Genomic DNA, 15,618 nt, shown 5'->3' on the forward strand with positions numbered 1-15,618 from the left:
CCTTCCTCGCCGGCATCTTCCTACTCGTGCTCGTGCTCGGCCTCGGCGACGTGCTCGCCGTCGTGCCCATGGCCGCCCTGGTCGCCGTGATGATCATCGTGTCGTATCTGACCTTTGACTGGCACAGTATCCGCTTGTCCACGCTCAAGCGGATGCCGGGGAGCGAGACCACCGTCATGGTCGCCACGGTCGTCATCATCGTCCTTACCCACAACCTGGCCATCGGTGTCGTCGCCGGCGTGATCGTGGCGATGGTCGCCTTCGCGCGCCGTGTCGCCCACCTCGCCCGGGTCGAGCGCACCGTCGAACTCGACCAGCCTGTGCCGACCGCCTACTACACGGTGACCGGGGCGCTATTCTTCGCCTCCAGCAACGACCTGATGACACAGTTCGAGTATGCCGACGACCCCGACCGCATCGTCATCGATCTGTCGGCATCACACATCTGGGATGCCTCGACCGTCGCCACCCTCGACGCCATCAGCCACAAATACGAGCGGCTCAATAAACACGTAGTCATCGAGGGATTGAACGAGGCGAGCCACGAACTGCACGCCCGGCTCGCCGGCAACCTCGGCGGTGGGCACTAACCGGGGCAGCTGCGTCGTTACCGCGCACCGGTGCTGACGGTTCGACGGCCTGAAGACTCAGTGCGGGCCGCCGACGAGCTTCAGGCCGACATACAGCCGATCAGGCCAGGCAGCAACGCGATTTTCGGCCAAGTGCATCACCTGCAGACGGTCACCGCCCATTCAACGCTCCCCCTTCCCATGTCGAGCTTCGCACACCGCCGTAAGTTCGCCCGCGTCACGGCGGGCGAACGACGCAACCCCGCGTGTTCTGACGCTCAGGCGGACGACTCGAGTTCTGCCCACATTCTGCCCACAACTGGCAGGCAGTGTATGAGTAGTGGTGGACACCTGCGCCGCGAGCCCGGTCATCACGTGCTCTCCGGCACTGTCAATGGCACTGGCGCCCTGACTGTACAGATCACGAGCCCGGCAAGCGAGTCGGTTATTGCCCGGATGGTGTCTCTCGTTGCCGAAGCATCCGAGACGAAGTCGATCCGTGCGCTTTTCGTGGAGAAGGTCGAGCAGCGTTACTCGCTCGGCGTGGTCATCGCGACCCTTTTCATTTTCGCCCTGCCGTTGCTGTCCGGCGAGGACTTTCGCGATGCACTCCTGCGCGCGATTACGTTCATGATCGTTGCCTCCCCGTGCGCGGTCGTCCTGTCAACGATGCCTCCCCTGTTGGCTGCGATCGCCAACGCCGCCCGTCACGGCATCCTCGTGAAGTCCGCCACCGTAATGGAGGCGATGGGGCGTTCTCAGCTAGTTGCCTTCGACAAGACGGGAACCCTCACCGAAGGTGCTCCTATCCTCGTCGAGGTCACCCCCGCCGCTAGGCGTAGCGCACAGGCGGTCCTAAATTTCGCCGCTGCGGTCGAGCACCACAGCGAGCACCCCCTCGGTCGCGCCGTCGTGCGCGCTGCCGAAACAACGGTGACCCCGGCGAGTGATTTTCGGGCCATTCCCGGCCAGGGTGTTCCAGGCATTGTCGACGGACAAGTCGTGCGTGTCGTTCAAGCGCGTGGCGAGCGCGCCGACACGATCGGAACGGTCGTCGAAGTACAAGTCGACGGCCAACTCACGGGGATCCTGACCTTGCAGGACGCGCTCCGACCCGACGCCGCAATAGCGGTCGCTCGAACGGCGGCCATCACCCAGTACCCAGTGCACCTACTCACCGGCGACAACCAGCGCACCGCGGCCGATATCGCGGCCCGCACTGGTATTACCGACGTGCACTCCCGCCTGCTCCCCGAAGACAAAGCGGCCCTCGTCCGGAGGCTCGAGGGCGACGGCATCCCGGTGCTGATCGTCGGTGACGGCGTCAACGACGCCCCGGCCCTCGCGTCGGCCAGCGTAGGCATCGCGATGGGACGCCACGGCTCTGACCTCGCGCTCGAGACCGCCGACGCCGTCATCATTCGTGACGAACTCGCCGCGATCCCGAGCGTCATCGAACTCTCGCGGAAGGCGCACCGGTTTGTCGTGGCCAACCTCGTTATCGCGGGGACTTTCATAGCCGTTCTCGTGACCTGGGACCTCATCTCGACGCTGCCGCTCCCCCTCGCCGTGGCCGGCCACGAGGGTTCCACCGTGATCGTCGCCCTCAACGGTCTGCGACTACTGCGCACAAAGGCCTGGCGCCAGGGCAGCACTCCGAACCGCGCGCTAGAACAGGTGGCGACTGCCCCGGAGGAGATCCGTCATGCTTGAGGTCCTGCGCAACCGAACCTATCGCCGACTGTTCGGTGCGCAGATCGTGGCGCTCATCGGTACCGGAATGCTCACCGTTGCTTTGGGCCTGCTCGCGTTCGATTTGGCTGGCGGCGACGCCGGCATCGTGCTCGGTATCGCACTGACCATCAAGATGCTCGCCTATGTCGGCATCGCCCCGGTGATTTCCGCGCTCACCGCTCACGTGCCGCGAAAGACCCTGCTCGTTTCAGCGGATGTGCTCCGCGCGATCGTCGCACTTTCGCTACCGTTCGTCACCGAGGCCTGGCAAATTTACGTACTCATCTTCGCGCTGCAGGCCGCCTCGGCAACGTTCACCCCGGCATTCCAAGCTCTGATCCCCGAGGTTCTGCCGGAGGAAAGTGAGTACACCCGGGCCTTGTCGCTTTCCCGACTGGCGTATGACCTTGAGTCACTGCTGAGCCCGATTCTGGCGGCCGCGCTGTTGACCGTGATCAGCTACCATTCCCTTTTCGTGGGAACCGTAGTCGGATTCGTCGGTTCCGGCCTGCTCGTGCTCTCCGCCACGCTGCCGGCCCACCGACCATCCGTTCCGGCGCCCTTTTTGGATCGCCTCACCCGCGGCGTCCGCGTCTTTGGTCGCACGCCGGAACTGCGGGCCTTGCTCGCGATGAATATGGTCGTCGCCGCGTCGACCGGCATGGTCATCGTGAACACTGTCGTGCTCGTGCAGAGCCACTTTGGTCGCGCCCAGTCCGACTTTGCGATCGCCCTGGCGTGTTACGGATTCGGGTCGATGCTGGTCGCATTGGCATTACCTCGGGTACTCGACCGCTTCGCCGACCGGCGCGTCATGCTGCTCGGCTGCGCCGTTCTACCTATCGGACTCATCGCCCTGGCCCTCGTTGTTCTCGCTCCAGCGACAGTCGTGACATGGTCTGGTCTGCTCGTGATCTGGTCCGTGCTTGGCGCCGCCACCGCGCTGATCCTCACGCCGTCGGCCCGCCTGCTGCGCCGTTCCTCCGACGAGACCACTCGGCCCGCGGTCTTTGCCGCGCAGTTCTCGCTATCCCACGCCTGCTTCATTGTCACCTATCCCCTTGCCGGAGTACTGGGCGCCCAGCTCGGTCTCGCCCCGACGGCCCTTGTGCTGGCCGTGCTGGGAACGGCAGCAGCGGTTACTGCCGCCCGCGTCTGGACCCCGTCAGCACCCATTCGCGACACCGAATCACCGGCCGTGACAGCCGGACGCGACGGTCGACCCACGTTGCCCCACACAGAAGCTCAGCGCCGGGGTGTTTGACACGTCCGTCGCCGGTAGTGCGCTCAGCACTTGGGGGTACAACGGAGCCCTCAACGGGCCCGTTATCCGCGCGAAAACCGGGGACACGCTCGATGTCCTGGTCACCAATACGCTCGCGGAATCGACGAGTGTGCACTGGCACGGCCTGGCTCTGCGCAATGACGCCGACGGAGTTCTCGTTGTCAGCCAACCCGCGATCAAACCGGGTGCCAACTTTGACTATCAATTTCGCCTCAACCAGCCCGGCACCTATTGGTATCACTCACACGTCGACATGCAACGCGAACGCGGCCTCTCCGGCGCGCTCATCATCGAGGACCCGCGCGAGCCTTTGCTGTACGCACCTGCACGGACACAGCTTCCAACTGACCAACAACGGCGCATGCAAAGACACGTAATCGTCCGCCCGAAGGAAAAGGTCACCTTCGAATTCGACGCCGACAATCCGGGACAGTGGATTGCCCACTGCCACAACGCGTACCACGCTGACCGCGGCATGATCGGGCTGTTCTCTCGTACGTGCGTTAGCGTGGCGACCCCAACGCCGGTCGTCGAATCGATTTGAATGTGTGTCGCTGATATCCAGCTGAAAAAGATACCCCTAGAGGTATAATCAAATGGTCAACAATAACGAGAGGAACTACATCATGATGTGGGGCAACGGAACGATGGGGTGGTCCTGGGGATTCGGCCTGCTGGCTCTTGCAGGCGTCGCCGTGCTCATCTATGTCATTGTGCGTTTACTGTCGAACAAATCCGAGAGCGATGACACGCGATCCGCTCCGAGGCAAGCTGATTCGACCAGTGCCAGGCAAATTCTTGAGGAGCGTTTCGCTCGAGGGGAGCTCACAGCGGAGCAGCTCCGTGATCAGCTTCGGGTGCTCGAGGAGGGCCGGTAGTGCCCAATCTCAGTCGCCGCAGCGCCCTGATCCTCGGCGGGGTGGGAATTGCAGGCACAGCTGTAGGTGGAACGGGTTTCTTCGTCAATCAAAGGGTCTTATCAACTTCGTCACCGGCATCTCCGTCCGGGAGCGACCTCATGGAGCCCCCGGAGCTCCGAAGCGTCAACGGCACTCTCACCGTTGACCTCGCGTCTTCACCCCAACAGGTGACCATCGCTGGCCGTGACGTACGAGCGCTCAGTTACAACGGTGGCGTGCCCGGCCCCACACTGCGCATTCGAGCGGGAGACACCCTCAGCGTGAGCCTTCGCAATGGTCTGGCAGACCCCAGCAACCTGCACGTGCACGGACTCCACGTCTCGCCCGAGAATAACAGCGACAACATGTTCGTCACGGTCGCAGCCGGCGACTCCTTTGATTACCAATACGAGCTGCCCGCCAATCACCCGCCGGGCGTCTACTGGTACCACCCGCATCACCACGGTTTCGCGGCCGATCAGGTATTTGGCGGGCTTTACGGCGCCATCATCGTTGAAGACCCTGACCCCATCCCGGCCAGTCGGGAACGCGTCCTCGTCATTTCCGACATCACCCTCGATTCCATCGGAACAATTCCTGCGGCCACATCGATGGAGAAAATGTCTGGACGCGAGGGAGACCTCGTCCTCGTCAACGGTCAACTCTCCCCCAGCATGACTGCCCGCCCTGGCGAACAGGAACGATGGCGCATCATTAATGCCTGTGTGTCCCGCTACCTGCGGCTGCGCCTTGACGGTCAGCAAATGTCCCTTCTCGGAATCGACTCCGGACGTTTCGAAGCCGCGCGCGACGTCGACGAAGTCGTGCTGGCCCCTGGGAACCGGGCCGACCTCATCGTCACCGGCATAGCCGGCACCTCCGTACTGCGTGCCCACACCTACGACCGAGGCATGTCCGGCGGGATGATGATGGGTCGCGGAAGCTCCACTGCCGCCGCTGACATCGCGCTGGCGACTCTCACGGTAGCCGGTGACACCATCGCCACAGTCGCCGCTATACCCGGCCAACCCGTTCCACGTGACCTTCGCACGGCTACCGTAACCGCCCGACGCGAGTTCATCTTCGCGATGGGAATGGGCGGGAATATGGGCGGAGGAATGATGTCAGCCACGATCAACGGCCAGGTATTCGATGCCACCCGGATCGACACGACCGTGCAATTCGACAGCGTGGAGGACTGGTTGCTAACAAATACCAGCCGGCTCGATCACCCCATGCACCTGCACGTGTGGCCGATGCAGATCATCGAACAGTCAGGCCAACCCGTCAAAACCATCATGTGGCAGGACGTCGTGAACATCCCGGCACGCAGCACTGTACGCGTGCGCATCGCGTTTGACGACTTCAGCGGACGTACCGTGTACCACTGCCACATCCTCGACCACGAAGACAGCGGAATGATGGGAGTCATCACCGCAAACTGACCCGCCGCAACCACCAATTCAAGAAAATGAATCAGGAGAAACCAATGAACTATGCACACACCATCACGGTCTCGCTGCCCTACGAACAAGCAGTCTCCAGAGTGCGCGAAGAACTCGCCAACCAGGGCTTCGGCGTTCTGACCGAAATCGACGTTCACGCGACCTTCGAAACGAAACTCGGCGTGGAAAGCGCGCAGTCACTTGGCGAGTACCTGATCTTGGGCGCGTGCAACCCGGCCCTCGCCGAACAAGCACTCACCGCAGAGCCCGACATGGGACTGCTGCTTCCGTGCAACGTCGTCGTCCGACGCAGCCCCTCAGCGAATACGACCACGATTCAAGCTATCAACCCGCAAACCATGGTCCAGCTCAGCGATTCCTCAGGGATACAGAACGTTGCTGGTCAAGCCGATGAACGCCTTCTCGCCGCGCTAGCCGCTCTCCAAGGAGAAAGCAGCAGCAACTAGTGCGCGGTCTCGCCCGCCAGAGCACGGTGAGGACCGTGTCGCTGATGCTGCGCAAAACAATGCGCGGTGGCGCTCTTTCTGACATGAGCGCTGCGCACATACCCGACCGCGGAACGAGGATGTCCTCGCCCCCGGCCGTGCGCTGTCAAGCCTCGAGAGCAGGAGCGGTTACCACCGTTAGCGCCCGAGTAGCCGGGACCAGAAGGAGCCGGTCGACTTTTCTTTGACGTGCCCGGCACATTGCTGGTTGCGTGGCACGCCGCGCATGACCTGATCAATGTGCTGACCGCAGCCCGCCCACGTTGTTTTTTGGCACACTTTGCAGGTGACGGAACGACACATAATAAATCTCCATTCAATAAGGTGGACTGCTAAAATAAGTATACCCCGGGGAGTATTTTATCTACACGGAGTCAGGGATGTGTTCTTGTGACCCTGCCGTGAGCGGTCTTGCGGTTTCTTCAGAAGCGTGGGGTTTAGCTGGCGGCGATACTGGCGCGCACGTCGTCCATCGACGAATACCTCGCTGATGCCCAGGCGAACAACCTGACCATCGTCGGCGTAATCAACACGCGTTTCCACGCTGACTTGGGGCCTTGGCCATTCGGACGTCACCGACCTCATCGGCGGCTACAACGCATGGGCCGCCCGATATGCAGTGAAAGCCTGATAGAGATAACGCCGCGGCTGAGCACCTATTCAATGCTGGTTTCACGGCAGACACAATCGTCAGCGGCCTGCCTCAGTGGCGGGCCGCAAGGCTGCCCAGCATCGCTCCGCTCCCGCACCAAACTGAAACGAATCTACTATCTGTGATACCACGCGCACCGTCAGCCCAACTTTGCCACCGATCGGGGCAGACGAAGTCCACCGATGGGTTCTCAGTCATGACGACTTGATGATCATCGATGTGAGGGATGGCGCCGAGTTTGAAACCCGGCATATCCGGGGTTCGCATCACGTGCCGCTCCACCCGCTCAAAGAACTCACTGAAGAGTTTGCGGCGCAGATGGCCTCCCGGGTTGTGCTGGTGTGCCAGTCGGGTCGACGCGCTGAAGAAGCGCGAAAGAATCTTGACGCCGCTGGCCTGACCGGTGCTCGGGTGTTGACCGGTGGCGTCGCGAGCTATGCCGCGGCCGGCGGCGACATCGTCACCGGCCGCTTCGCGATCCTTGTGCCCTGCATTGCCGTGTACGTCGCGGTACGCGCCCTCGTGGGCTAGCAACCGCGAGCGGGATCAGGCGAGGGAGAGAAAAAGTTTTTCAAGCTCATTGACACTGAGCTGCTTTTTTCTCCATCGGCACCGTCGTCAATGAGACACTCCTTCATTGCCGACGAGATGATCGTGAACCCTGCCCGGTCAATGGCGCGGCACGACAATCAGCGCCGGACTCGACGGCGGTGATGACGGCGCCGAGTTGCCCCCGTGCATGCTTGAGTCGATTGGGGGTCTTGCGCAGGTCATCGCTGGCGTGGGTCGCGGGTTCGATAGTTCCCATACGCGTGTACTCCTGTTGATAGGCGGATGCGCGACTGGTTTCACTGGGGAGCAAGATACCCCTTAGGGTATCAGTGTACTTAGATGAGGCAGCAAGCGTTTCACCATGAAAAGTAAATGAGGGCTATTCAAATGCGTGACCAGCGCACCAGCAGGGACGAATCACGGCGTGCGCCGAGGCGCGGCACGCTGGCCGGGCTCGGCGCGGACCTGCGTCGCTGGCCCGCCCGTCGCTGGTGGGTTGCCCTGGCGACAGCATTATTTACGGTGGTCTTCATTGCCATCCCGACGGACTTGATTGACACGCCATTCTTCTCGAGAGAAATACCGCCGACCGTGTGGTCGTGGCCGGTGCTCACCCTCAGCGCGGTCTTAGCGGGCCTGGTCACCGCCACCTATGTGGCGCACCCGGAAGGCGCTTCCTTCGGCCGAGCGGCCGGACGGGCGGGCATGGCCGGCTGGCTGGTAACGTTTTTCGCGGTGGGATGCCCCGTCTGCAACAAATTAGTTCTCCTCGCTCTCGGGACAACCGGAGCGATGCAATTCTTCGAACCGGTCCAGCCGTATCTGGCCGCTGCGTCGATCGTCTTGCTCGGCTGGGCTCTCTATGCGCGCATGACTCGAGAAAATTCTTGCCGGCTCCCCGCTCGGGCCGACGCCGAGGCGGAAGCCCTGGATCGTGTTCACTGACCTCCGAGCCTGGCCCGCGCGACGCTGGATGATCGTGGCCGCCGTTGCCGCAGGCGCGTTCATGACTCTTGCCACCGGCTACGCACACAGTGCGGGCGGCGCAGGTGGAGCGCCCTGGTGGACGGTCGCGGCTACTGCCCTCGGAGCGGGTCTGATCGGCTTGATCGTTGCTAGTTATATCGGCACCCCCATCGGCGCCGACGCAACTCTCTGTGACGCGCGGTGGCCGGCTCTGGGTCTGATTGCGCTCTATCTGACCACCGAAGTCCGCTCCCTCGACCCGGTCGTGACCGGTGCTGCTCGCCCGGTCCTGGCCGCTGCCGCCATCACCCTGTTGATCTGGGCTCTGCGCGAACGACTGGCCAGCGAACGCCGAGCCACCACCCGCAGTAAATCGTCAGATTCCGACGGTGAAGTCTGCGCCACCTGCACGCCTTTGTTCCCTCGCTTCCCGAAAGTCACCCCCGAGCTGACTACACGGCCACCCTCGTCCCGCAGCGTTCAGGAGACCCAACCATGAAGAAAACACTCACCGCCATCACAATTGCCGTGGCGGCACTGCTCAGCATGGCGGCCTGCGCGAGCCCCGCGCAGGCGCCCTCCATCGCTGTCACCTCGAGCACGGTCATCATCGATGTGCGCACCGCACCAGAGTATGTCGGTGGACACCTTCAGGACGCCATCAATATCGACGTGCAATCTCCGGACTTCAACACGCTGATCGCGACACTGCCACTCGACGGGGACTACATCATTTACTGCGCTACCGGAAACCGATCCGCTGCAGCCGTCATTCGCATGGGTGACCTCGGGTTCACCACGCTTACCGATGCTGGCGGCGTCACGGACGCGTCTGCCGCCACCGGACTGGCCATCGTCGTCGACAAATAAGCTTCACCTGTACAGTGCTGAAATATACCCCATAGGGTATACTGAGGACTTCAGCTTGACCAGCTAAGGAGTCACTATGTGCAATCCCATACGATGCGACAATTGCGGAAAAACCACGTGGGCCGGCTGCGGAATGCACGTCGACGAGGTTATGGCCGACGTCCCAACGAGTCAGCGCTGCACCTGCACGCCCCGCTCAAATTTCTAACCATCCGCAGGCGTCGCCAAGTTCTTCGCTAACTAGCAATAGATCTTGTTGATCCGGCGTTAGACGCTGATGTGGGCGGCGCCCGAAATCGACCTTCCGTTGATCGTCCACGTGCACAGAAATCTCCCGCTCGCGCAGCGCAGTATTGTGAATACCATTGCCGTCGCCCTGAATCAGGACGACGCCCCGATCCAAGGAGAACCAGATGTCGGTCGGCCTGCTCGCCGTAGTCGATGACATACTCACCGCTGCCCTCAAAGCGAGCGTGAAAACGGCGGGAGTCGTCATCGACGATGCTGCCGTTACCCCGCAGTACGTCCAGGGGCTTTCACCGGCGCGCGAGCTTCACGTTGTCTGGCGGATCGCCCTAGGCAGCTTGTTCAACAAGTTCATCATCATCATCCCGCTGGCACTGCTCCTGTCAGCATTCGCGCCATGGGTGTTGCCGTGGTTACTGATCCTTGGCGGCACCTACCTGTGCTTCGAGGGTGCCGAGAAAGTCACCGAATGGTTCGGCGTTCACCGTAAGGCTGACGAGACTGAAGCGCGGGATGAGCGCAAGCTCATCTTCGGTGCTATTCGCACCGATCTTATCCTCAGCACAGAGATCATGCTCATCTCGCTGGCAGGCCTTAATCCTGATTTCGAGATCTGGATGACGCTCGGCGCTCTAGTGGTGATCGGCCTCGGCATGACGGTGCTGGTCTACGGCGCGGTCGCGTTGCTGGTCAAGATCGACGACGTCGGACTGACGTTGATGGAGAACTCAGCACGATGGCTGCGACGCACCGGCGCAAGCATCGTGCAATCAATGCCCACCGTGTTCCGGGTGATCGGCATCATCGGGACGGTCGCTATGTTGTGGGTCGGCGGCCACCTCGTGATCGCAAACCTGGCCGACACGTTCTGGCACGCGCCGTACGACGTGCTGCACGCAGCCACCCAGGCCGTCGAAGCTGCCGGACCCATCGTCATCTGGGTCATCGACACTGCCTTGTCGGCCGTGTTCGGCCTTGTTTTTGGTCTGATCATTGTCGCAATCGTTTTCGGAACATCGCGCCTGCTCAAGCAGAAGCGGCCAGAGCGCGATTTGTCCGAACTTATCTGACACGAAGAAGCCCCAGTCGATTGACTGGGGCTTCTTCGTTATTCACTCCGTTGGAGTCAGTGGCTGCTCAGAGCCGGTTCATCGAACTGGTTACTCGTGTTATTAACGCCGCCTGCCTTCAGCGCGGCATCGCCGGCGAAGTACTCCTTGTGGTTGTCACCCAGGTCAGAACCGGACATATTCTGGTGCTTGACCGTGGCGATTCCCTCGCGAATTTCGCGGCGCTGCACGCCCTTGACGTAGGCGAGCATGCCCTGGTCGGCGAAGTAGCCCTTGGCCAGGTCATCCGTTGAGAGAGCGGCTGTGTGATACGTCGGCAGGGTGATGAGGTGGTGGAAGATACCCGCCTCTTTCGAGCTGTCACGCTGGAAGGTACGAATCTTCTCGTCAGCGTTGAGGGCCAGTTCGGTCTCGTCGTAGTCGACGCTCATGAGCTTGGCGCGGTCGTATGCGGAGACGTCCTTGCCTTCGGAGAGGAGTGCGTCGTATGCCTGCTGACGGAAATTCAAGGTCCAGTTGAACGACGGGCTGTTGTTGTAGACCAGCTTGGCATTCGGGATGGCCTCGCGAACCTCGTTCATCATGGCCGCGATCTGGCCGATGTGCGGCTTCTCGGTCTCGATCCAGAGCAGGTCGGCACCGTTCTGCAGCGACGTGATGCTATCGAGCACGCAGCGCGCTTCGCCGGTTCCGGCTCGGAACTGGAACAGGTTACTGGCCAGGCGCTTCGGGCGCAAAAGCTTGCCGCCCCGCTTAATGACGACATCGCCGTTACCGAGGTCAGCCTCGGTGATTTCGTCCACGTCGAGGAAAGAGTTGTACTGGTCGCCGAGGTCCCCAGGCGTGTAGGTCACGGCGAGCTTCTGCGTGAGGCCGGCACCGAGCGAGTCGGTGCGGGACACGATGATGCCGTTTTCGATGCCGAGCTCGAGGAACGCGTACCGAACGGCGTTGATCTTGGCGATGAAGTCTTCGTGGGGAACCGTGACTTTGCCGTCCTGGTGACCGCATTGTTTTTCGTCGGAGACCTGGTTTTCGATCTGAATGGCGCAGGCGCCGGCCTCGATCATTTTCTTGGCCAGGAGGTAGGTGGCTTCGGGGTTTCCGAAACCAGCGTCAATGTCGGCGATGATCGGCACGACGTGGGTCTCGAAGGCGTTGATCTGTGCCAGGAGGCGGGTGATCTTCTCGTCGTCTCCGACGATGCGGGCGTTGTCGAGGGCGGTGAAGAGCAGGTCCAGTTCGCGGGCATCCGCCTGGCGAAGGAAGGTGTAGAGCTCCTCGACGAGCGCGGGAACGGCCGTCTTCTCGTGCATGGACTGGTCGGGGAGCGGACCGAATTCGCTGCGCAGCGCGGCAACCATCCAACCGGACAGGTATAGGTAGCGCTTATTGGTGGTCTTGAGGTGCTTCTTGATCGAGATCATCTTCTGCTGGCCGATGAACCCGTGCCAGACGCCGAGCGACTGGGTGTAGATCGAGGAGTCAGCGTCGTACTCCCCCATGTCCTTGCGCATGATGTCTGCGGTGTACTGAGCGATCTCCAGGCCGGTCTTAAACCGGTTCTGGGCCCGCATACGGGCGACCGACTCGGGGTTGATGGCGTCCCAGCTGCTTCCGACCTGCTGCTTGAGGGCTTCGATGCCCTCGATGTCTTTCTGGTACACAGTCATGTTAATTCCTTCGACGTCTGAGTTGGGCTGAGCCGGGACAACTGACTCAACTGGCCGGTATCGGCTGCTAAATCCAGATTGGCGCAAGAACAACTGGTCTTCTCGGGAAAGTGGCGCAGAAGAAACACGATTCTTCTGCAAATGAAAAGTTATTGCTAGGAATTCATCTATTCCGACCACAGGCCGGGTACCAGGATGACCAGCCGGCATCGTGGGCACCGATGACAGGATTCGAGACCTTCAGCGGTGTCGACGCCGTCCTCCATCATCTCGGTGCCGCAGGCGGGACACAGGGGGAACTCGTTCACCGTGCTGGCGATTTCAGGCCGGCACCGCACAGCGGCACGACCACCGATCCGGCCGTGAGCAGACTCGCGGCGACCGCCCAAGTGGGGCTGGCGGCGTCGAACGTCTGGTCGACCGCGGCTCGCACAGCGGCGTACGAGACCGCCGAGGTCGGCTCGACGAAGAGTCCTTCGTCTGCGAGCTCCTGGCGTGCAGCCGCGGTTTGCTGGTCGGTGACGGAGACGATGGTGCCGCCGGTGGCACGTACAGCCGCCAGGATCTGTTTGCCCCGCGGCGGGGCCGCGATGGCGATGCCCTCCGCGATCGTGTCGCCGTTCTGAGCGGCCACGGGCGCGTCAAGCCCCTGCGCCATGGCCTGTTCGAGCGGCGAACAAGCGGATGCCTGTACCGCGCAGAGCCGCGGCATCCGCTCGGCAAGACCCGCGGCCACCAGCTCGCTGAAGGCAAGGTAGCAGCCGAGCAGCATCGTTCCGTTGCCGACCGGGACCACCACCGTCTCGGGCAGCGAGCGCCCGCGTTGCTCCCAGATCTCGTAGCCGTACGTTTTCACGCCGTGCAGAAAGTACGGGTGGTAGACATGGCTCGCGTACATAACGCCGTCCTGCCCCGCCGCCTGCAGGGCCGCCGCGGAGGTGTCCGCCCGCGAACCGGGTACCAGCTCAACCGTCGCGCCGTGCGCGCGCATTTGCGCGAGTTTGCCAAGCGAGGTGGATTCGGGAACGTAGACCGTGCAGCTGATGCCGGCCCGACCGAAGTAGGCGGCCATCGCCGTGCCGGCGTTTCCGCTGCTGTCAACCATGGCCCGTGTGACGCCCAACCGTTTGGCGAGGGTCGCGAGCACGACCGCGCCGCGATCTTTAAACGAAAGCGTCGGCAGCAGAAAGTCGAGCTTGAGCTGCACGTGAGGGAGCGCGCGGGAGGGCACGAGGGGCGAGAAACCCTCTCCCAGGGTGACCGTCGGGTCTACCGCGATCGGCAGGGCTTCCGTGTAACGCCAGAGCGAAGCAGCGCGGCCGGGCAGAGCCGCGGCATCCATCGTCAGCGCGAAATTGACCACGTCGAGGATACCGCCGCAGCTGCACTTCCAGGTGAGGCTCTCTACCGGGTAGATTGCAGCGCACTCGGAGCAGACAAGGTCAGGTAAAGCTGGCATCGCTTCAGACTAACTTGCCCCGCCACTAACTTCCCGTGGTGAACTTCCAGGTGCTCGTCGAGACGGGGTTGCCAGCCAGGTCACGCACCATCGCGGTACCGCCAGTAACCGTGACGGTGAAACTGGTCCTGGCCGCGAGCGTGGAACTGGGGTTCAGGATCCACGTGTTGGTCGTGCCACTACGTGACACAACGCCGGCGATCGGAGCGCCGGTCACGGCATTCTTCAGCGTGAAAGTGGCTGCGGCGACTCCAGCCATCCCCTCACTAAACGTCGCCGAGACGCTCTCGGTACGGCTGGCGCCCGTGGCCCCGCTGGCCGGGGTCCGGGTGGTGATCGTGGGCGCCGGCCCGGTCGTGAAGCTCCACCCGGCCGACGCGAGCGGATTACCCGCTGCGTCACGGATCGCCAAGACTCCCCCGGTGAGGCTGACAGCATATTTCGTGTCGGGTGCATACGCTGTTGTGGAATAGAGCGTCGCGATCCGCGTACCTGTGCGGTAGCTCACCGTGCCCGGCAAAACCCTGCCGGCGGGATCCTTGATACGCATGGTCGTCGTCGATACTCCCTGCATATCCTCGCTGAACGTGACCGTCGGGTTTGCCGTCAGTGCCACCCGCGTAGCCAGACTCACCGGAAACTTCGTCACCACCGTGGGACGGATCGTATCGCTGGCAGTTCCGGTGACGATGAGGTCGTCGAGCTTGGCCGCATCGTTCTTGCTGCCAAAGCCGACCTTACCGCTGGCGAACGTAGAGTCCGTCGCCTTGGCAACCAGGGCTGTGCCGCGAAAAACACGAATGGCCGAACCTTGCCGTTCGATGCGAATGGAGTAGTAGGTTCCGGCCGTGATGGTCGTGGCGATGTCGGCGATCTGGGTAGCGGTGCCGTTCACGACGCGAAACAGACCGTTGCTCGCGGCATCCTGCCTTTCGCTGAAGTTCACAAAATAGTAGTTGGAGGCATTCTGGTAGTCAAAGATGACCGAGAAATCGTTCCGAGGCGACGAAGTTGCGACGGTCGATCCGGTGGCCATGACGGAGAAGCTTCCGGACATGACTGTCTTCTGGAGGGCGAGGTTGGCATTCGGCACGGCTGTAGATGACGGAGCGGTGAGCGAGTACCGGCCCGACGCGACAGTCCAGGTGCCGCCGTGGATTTCGGTGAAGTTCGCAGCCGTCGCGGTGAAGGATTCGCGAATGGTCGCTGCCTGCGGTGTCACCGTATTCGGTGGGGAAACCACGGCGCTGGTCCCACTCGCGGTGAACGCGCGCAGAGTGATGGCGTAGGTCTGGCCGTTGACCAGATTGCTGAACGTGGTGGTCGTATCCGTACCGCTCCAGTAAAATTCGTCGGCATTCACACCGCGCAAGACCACCTGGTAAGAGTCGGTCGGCCCCGTCCCCACCCACGATACAAACACCCGCGCGTCACCGGCGATTGCGCGGACTTCGGTGGGTACGGGTGGCGGGCTCACAGCAACGACCGGCGTCAGAAATCCACTGTTGGCCGTGTTCCAGTGGGTGGCGAGATAGCTCGACACGGGCGGCGTGCCCGGGTAATAGTAATCCTCGCTGTGACAGTCGACGGCCGAGGCGAGCCCCGCACAGGTGAAGGTCAGCCGGCCCCCGAGGGTGAAATAGGGGCCGCCGCCGTCGTCGTCGTAACACATGAGGTCGTCCTCGTCGAAGC

The 15,618-nt window shown here is 62.2% G+C and carries 15 protein-coding genes; 12 read left to right on the forward strand and 3 right to left on the reverse strand.

The features are described from left to right. From E3T51_RS00105 to E3T51_RS00165, 12 genes are all read left to right on the forward strand, one after another. Nucleotides 1-590: STAS domain-containing protein (locus tag E3T51_RS00105; protein ID WP_134525905.1), on the forward strand; the 590-nt coding region annotated here is incomplete at its 5' end. Nucleotides 591-902: 312 nt separating this feature from the next. Continuing rightward, nucleotides 903-2,282 (forward strand): heavy metal translocating P-type ATPase, encoded by a 1,380-nt coding sequence (locus E3T51_RS00110; protein ID WP_241989082.1) that lies wholly within the window; start codon nucleotides 903-905, stop codon nucleotides 2,280-2,282. Further along, nucleotides 2,275-3,567 (forward strand): MFS transporter, encoded by a 1,293-nt coding sequence (locus E3T51_RS00115; protein WP_134525907.1) that lies wholly within the window; start codon nucleotides 2,275-2,277, stop codon nucleotides 3,565-3,567. The genes E3T51_RS00110 and E3T51_RS00115 overlap by 8 nt, the downstream gene beginning before the upstream one ends. After that, nucleotides 3,560-4,132, forward strand: a complete 573-nt coding sequence (locus E3T51_RS16625) for a multicopper oxidase domain-containing protein (protein ID WP_166806322.1) — start codon at nucleotides 3,560-3,562, stop codon at nucleotides 4,130-4,132. Before E3T51_RS00115 ends, E3T51_RS16625 begins: the two co-directional genes overlap by 8 nt. A gap of 52 nt (nucleotides 4,133-4,184) precedes the next feature. Further along, nucleotides 4,185-4,466: an SHOCT domain-containing protein gene (locus E3T51_RS00125; protein WP_241989083.1), complete on the forward strand. Its 282-nt coding sequence runs from the start codon at nucleotides 4,185-4,187 to the stop codon at nucleotides 4,464-4,466. Continuing rightward, on the forward strand, nucleotides 4,466-5,932 hold the full coding sequence (locus E3T51_RS00130) for a multicopper oxidase family protein (protein WP_134525910.1): 1,467 nt from the start codon (nucleotides 4,466-4,468) through the stop codon (nucleotides 5,930-5,932). Before E3T51_RS00125 ends, E3T51_RS00130 begins: the two co-directional genes overlap by 1 nt. Before the next feature lie 44 nt (nucleotides 5,933-5,976). Continuing rightward, nucleotides 5,977-6,399, forward strand: coding sequence for a DUF302 domain-containing protein (locus tag E3T51_RS00135; protein ID WP_134525913.1), 423 nt, complete (start codon nucleotides 5,977-5,979; stop codon nucleotides 6,397-6,399). Between the two features lie 841 nt (nucleotides 6,400-7,240). Then, on the forward strand, nucleotides 7,241-7,621 hold the full coding sequence (locus E3T51_RS00140) for a rhodanese-like domain-containing protein (RefSeq protein WP_338145137.1): 381 nt from the start codon (nucleotides 7,241-7,243) through the stop codon (nucleotides 7,619-7,621). A gap of 393 nt (nucleotides 7,622-8,014) precedes the next feature. Beyond that, on the forward strand, nucleotides 8,015-8,587 hold the full coding sequence (locus tag E3T51_RS00150) for a hypothetical protein (RefSeq protein WP_241989084.1): 573 nt from the start codon (nucleotides 8,015-8,017) through the stop codon (nucleotides 8,585-8,587). After that, a complete protein-coding gene (locus E3T51_RS00155; protein WP_134525919.1) occupies nucleotides 8,577-9,107 on the forward strand; it encodes a hypothetical protein in 531 nt (176 codons plus the stop codon). Before E3T51_RS00150 ends, E3T51_RS00155 begins: the two co-directional genes overlap by 11 nt. Beyond that, nucleotides 9,104-9,478: a rhodanese-like domain-containing protein gene (locus E3T51_RS00160; protein ID WP_134525922.1), complete on the forward strand. Its 375-nt coding sequence runs from the start codon at nucleotides 9,104-9,106 to the stop codon at nucleotides 9,476-9,478. Before E3T51_RS00155 ends, E3T51_RS00160 begins: the two co-directional genes overlap by 4 nt. 413 nt (nucleotides 9,479-9,891) lie before the next feature. After that, nucleotides 9,892-10,794 (forward strand): DUF808 domain-containing protein, encoded by a 903-nt coding sequence (locus E3T51_RS00165; protein WP_134525925.1) that lies wholly within the window; start codon nucleotides 9,892-9,894, stop codon nucleotides 10,792-10,794. Between the two features lie 56 nt (nucleotides 10,795-10,850). Here E3T51_RS00165 and E3T51_RS00170 read toward each other — a convergent pair whose 3' ends face one another. The 3 genes from E3T51_RS00170 to E3T51_RS00180 all read right to left on the reverse strand — a co-directional run bounded on the left by E3T51_RS00170 (nucleotide 10,851) and on the right by E3T51_RS00180 (nucleotide 15,598). Next, a complete protein-coding gene (locus tag E3T51_RS00170) occupies nucleotides 10,851-12,467 on the reverse strand; it encodes an isocitrate lyase (RefSeq protein ID WP_134525928.1) in 1,617 nt (538 codons plus the stop codon). Between the two features lie 304 nt (nucleotides 12,468-12,771). Continuing rightward, nucleotides 12,772-13,926 carry a threonine synthase gene (locus E3T51_RS00175; protein WP_134525931.1) on the reverse strand — a complete coding sequence of 385 codons (1,155 nt, stop codon included), beginning with the start codon at nucleotides 13,924-13,926 and terminating at the stop codon, nucleotides 12,772-12,774. 25 nt (nucleotides 13,927-13,951) lie between these two features. Then, on the reverse strand, nucleotides 13,952-15,598 hold the full coding sequence (locus E3T51_RS00180) for an Ig-like domain-containing protein (RefSeq protein WP_134525934.1): 1,647 nt from the start codon (nucleotides 15,596-15,598) through the stop codon (nucleotides 13,952-13,954). Between the last annotated feature and the right edge of the window lie 20 nt (nucleotides 15,599-15,618).

The sequence above is a fragment of the Cryobacterium serini genome, from assembly GCF_004404025.1.
Lineage (GTDB): Bacteria > Actinomycetota > Actinomycetes > Actinomycetales > Microbacteriaceae > Cryobacterium > Cryobacterium serini.